Source organism: Microcystis sp. M015S2 (genome assembly GCF_020245945.1).
Taxonomy (GTDB): Bacteria; Cyanobacteriota; Cyanobacteriia; order Cyanobacteriales; family Microcystaceae; genus Microcystis.
Genome location: NZ_JADBTX010000056.1, coordinates 1 through 3,688 on the forward strand (window position 1 = coordinate 1; position 3,688 = coordinate 3,688).

Genomic DNA, 3,688 nt, shown 5'->3' on the forward strand with positions numbered 1-3,688 from the left:
AATGCTAGGATACCAAAAAGTCGCATTTTTATAACCAGCTTCCACATCATTAAATTTACTTTCATTTCTCATGAAAGCAAGTAAATTTTGACTCGATGGTTTTTGTAGTAGTTCATTTTTTAGCTTAACAATTTCTTCTTTGATTTTTGATATTTTTTTATTATTTTCCTCTAGTTTCTGTTTTGCCTCTTCCGCTTTTACCCGGTTTATCGAATTGTTGGCAGACTGTCCGGCAATTTTCTCTAATAGGGTAGAATCATATTGACTTCTAATAATTCTATTATTATTTTCTAGTATATTAATATTATCTTGTTTTGTTTGTATTTTACTTAATAAGGTTTTATTTTCTTTATTATTTAAATTATTTTTAATATCAGCATATTGCAAACAAATTGGAGAAACTTTACCTAAATGTCCTATTTCTTCATCTTGATAATTATTATTTTTATAATCAACTAAAAAAGTTGTAATTAAATCATAATCTCTATCTGGACTATTATTTTTCTTGTAACTTTGCCATTCGCTGTAACAAGGATATATTTGTTGGGGGCTTAAATGCCACCTACTAATATCATCTAATCCTGTAAAAACATTAACTAAGATGAAAATATCAACAATTATTATTACCAATAAACTTACTTTATTTAATGGTTTATCATTAATCCTTCTTGATCTCCTGAAAAACTGATTCCACAAATTATTAAGTTTAGTAAACATAATCTACTCCTAAGTACAGGACAAAAAGGATGATATTTGGAAACTTCCCGCGCTCTCCCCTATGAAGATTATTTTAGCAACAGCATCCGGTTCGCGGGTGATGGGGGAGAATATTTTTGGCTTACTCGATCGCAAAACTTAAAGTTAATTGTGTCATTATGGGGTTAGAGGCGAGACTTTTTTAGCTACCCACCTCTGTGAGTCTAGCAATCTTTCACTCTCTCTATTTCTATCTTTAGTTGGCTTATTTCTCATCTTTCTGAGGTAGGGTGGCCGATGTGTGATTTGGTTCATAGGCATTGGGGGTGGTTCGGGTTTATGAGCAAGGTTATCTACAAGAGGAGCTTATGGATAAATTTATTGGTTTGAGTATGCTGATTTTTGGGTTTGTAATGATGGCCTTTAATCCAGCAGTTGGGGTGCTAGTGGCTCTTTTTGGGTTGATCGTGACTTGGAATAGCGAGAGAACTGTTTCTGTTCGATCACAGGACAGGGATAGGGTTCCTTGTCCTCATTGTGCTGAGTTAATTCAACCGAAAGCGAAGGTGTGCCGTTTCTGTGGGGCCAGGTTTAGATGACCCCTTGTCCTAAGTTTGGGATCGGTGGCAACCCGATCAGAGGTTTCTTCAGTTTTTTGTTACAATTGTTACATTTTTTCACAGATTCTAATTCGATCGGGTGATTTTTTTTGATAGGATTGAACCTATAATTTTACAATAAATAGTTCTTGTTCTCCATTAACCGTGCCAAACTAAGAACTGCGGACAAATCAAGAGTTTTGGCGTTTCAATAGACCAAATAAACTAATAACTGGCAGTTAGTCGGAAATCTCAGTTATTTTTTGCTAAAATTCTCCTTCTACCCGCATTTTCTTGCTTGGAAACAAACTTTTTTCCGCTTTCGTCTCTATCTTTAACTCGCTCCCACTAGGAAACTCAAGGGTAAGATGCTATATTTTCAAAAGCAGGGTCGTCATCATCCTCTGACACTATTAACAATGCTTTTAAGTGCTTCTTTCGTTGTGGTCTCCCTTTCCTTGACTCCTGCGATCGCACGTCAATTCGCCCCAATTAACCCGATTAAACCAATTCCTTTGGGAAATGACCGATTAATTCCTGCTGGCACAGATATCCCTGTAAAATACGAGCAGGGGGAAAAAATTCTTTTAACCAAACAAGAAACTTTTTCTTTATCTCTAACCGTCACCGATAATATCAAAAATTCCCAAGGACAGACAATTATTCCTGATGGTAGTCAGATTATCGGAGAAATTAAACCGGATGGTCAAGGTTCGCGTTTTCTATCCCAAAAAATCTTTTTAAAAACCCGTCAACCCCAAGAAAAATCTATTGATGCTATTTCGGCAGTTTTCACTCGTCTAGAAAGGATAATTAAAGGAGTTAGTCCTGATAAAATTATTCAGGGTGCAGTATTAGGAAAATCCGCCGCTTCTGTCCTCGCTTCTTTTACTTCTGACCAACCGGTTAGCGAGGGATTATTACGAGGAGGAGGATTAGAAGTATTAGCCGGCTGGTTATTACGAGGAGAATCGGTGGAATTATTGTCAATTAACCCCAAGGAAGATTTAAAATTAACCCTTCGTTCTGATTTTACCGGTCAGTAACCTAAAAAAAATCTGGTGTGTTAGTTATTTATCTAACACACCAGCTATCTGGACTAAGCGGCGTTTTGCCGATACCATTCAATGGTTTTTTGCAAACCTTCTTTAAATTCCATTTGGGCAACAAAACCGAATTTTTCCTTAGCGCGGGTTGTATCTAAACAGCGTCGCGGTTGACCATTGGGTTTATCTATTTCCCAAACAATTTCGCCATCAAAACCCATTAAATCACAGATTAATTCGACTAAATCTTTGATAGAAATCTCATAATTTGTACCAAGATTAACCGGGTCTGATTCATTATAGAATTGGCTGGCCATGACAATGCCTTGCGCTGCATCGGTGGAGTAGAGAAACTCCCGGGTTGGACTACCATCTCCCCAGACAGGAAGTTGTTTATCCCCCCGTTGTTGTGCCTCATAAACCTTGCGAATTAAAGCAGGAATTACATGGGAACTACCCGGATCAAAATTATCCTCTGGCCCGTATAAATTCACCGGTAAAAGATAAATTCCGTTGAAACCATACTGCAAACGATAAGACTCTAATTGTACCAATAAAGCCTTTTTAGCGATACCGTATGGCGCATTGGTTTCTTCGGGATATCCTGACCATAAATCGTCTTCATGGAAAGGTACTGGAGTAAATTTTGGATAGGCACAAATTGTCCCCACACAGACAAATTTTTGCACTCCTGCTAGATAGGCAGCGTGAATTAATTGGGTTCCCATCATCAAATTATCATAGAATAATTCGGCGGGTTTTTCCCGATTGAGACCGATGCCTCCCACATGGGCCGCCAAATGGATAATTAAATCTTCTTGGTCGGCTAAACGTTGACAGTTTTCCCAAACTCTTAAATCACAATCCTTTGACCGAGGAATTGTAATTTTTTCGGGATTTGCCCCCGCTGCAATTAATTGATTAACTACTTGCCGACCTAAAAATCCGGCCCCCCCGGTGACAACGATTCTTTGTTCGCTTAAATTCAGCATATTTTCACCTCTTTAATCCACAGTTGTCATTGAACGATTGCGAAGATAAGCCAAATCTTTTAATAACTGTCCGCTATCACCACCGTTATTAAGATTAATCCCCAAAGCCGCTAAATCCGCATCTACCATTAATTTTACCAGTCCCTCGAACGTTACCGACGGCTGCCAACCTAATTTCTCTCTGGCTTTTGTGGAATCTCCTATTAATAAATCCACTTCCGCCGGACGCAAATAACGTTGATCAAACTCCACATAATCCTGCCAATTTAAATTAACGTATTGGAAAGAAATATCGAGAAACTCCCGGATAGAATAGGTTTCATTTGTCGCCACCACATAATCATCCGGTTCTTGC

The 3,688-nt window shown here is 38.1% G+C and carries 3 protein-coding genes and 1 pseudogene; 1 reads left to right on the forward strand and 3 read right to left on the reverse strand.

Annotated elements, in window-relative coordinates:
• A pseudogene (locus IM473_RS11625) lies at positions 1 to 717 on the reverse strand (hypothetical protein); the annotation flags it as partial.
• A gap of 946 nt (positions 718 to 1,663) precedes the next feature.
• On the opposite strand from IM473_RS11625, the gene IM473_RS11630 reads away from it, so the two are divergent.
• Positions 1,664 to 2,341, forward strand: a complete 678-nt coding sequence (locus IM473_RS11630) for a hypothetical protein (RefSeq protein ID WP_287658657.1) — start codon at positions 1,664 to 1,666, stop codon at positions 2,339 to 2,341.
• Positions 2,342 to 2,394: 53 nt separating this feature from the next.
• Here the strand turns inward: IM473_RS11630 and IM473_RS11635 are convergent, their stop codons facing one another.
• Together IM473_RS11635 and IM473_RS11640 are read right to left on the reverse strand one after the other, a co-directional pair.
• Positions 2,395 to 3,333 (reverse strand): GDP-L-fucose synthase family protein, encoded by a 939-nt coding sequence (locus IM473_RS11635; RefSeq protein WP_287658658.1) that lies wholly within the window; start codon positions 3,331 to 3,333, stop codon positions 2,395 to 2,397.
• A gap of 12 nt (positions 3,334 to 3,345) precedes the next feature.
• The coding region (locus IM473_RS11640; protein ID WP_287658659.1) for a GDP-mannose 4,6-dehydratase at positions 3,346 to 3,688 on the reverse strand (343 nt) is incomplete at its 5' end.

Excerpts from the sequence above, each read along its gene's own strand:
- IM473_RS11635 (WP_287658658.1), bottom strand. The coding sequence starts at position 3,333 with ATGCTGAATTTAAGCGAACAAAGAATCGTTGTCACCGGGGGGGCCGGA.
- IM473_RS11630 (WP_287658657.1), top strand. The coding sequence starts at position 1,664 with ATGCTATATTTTCAAAAGCAGGGTCGTCATCATCCTCTGACACTATTA.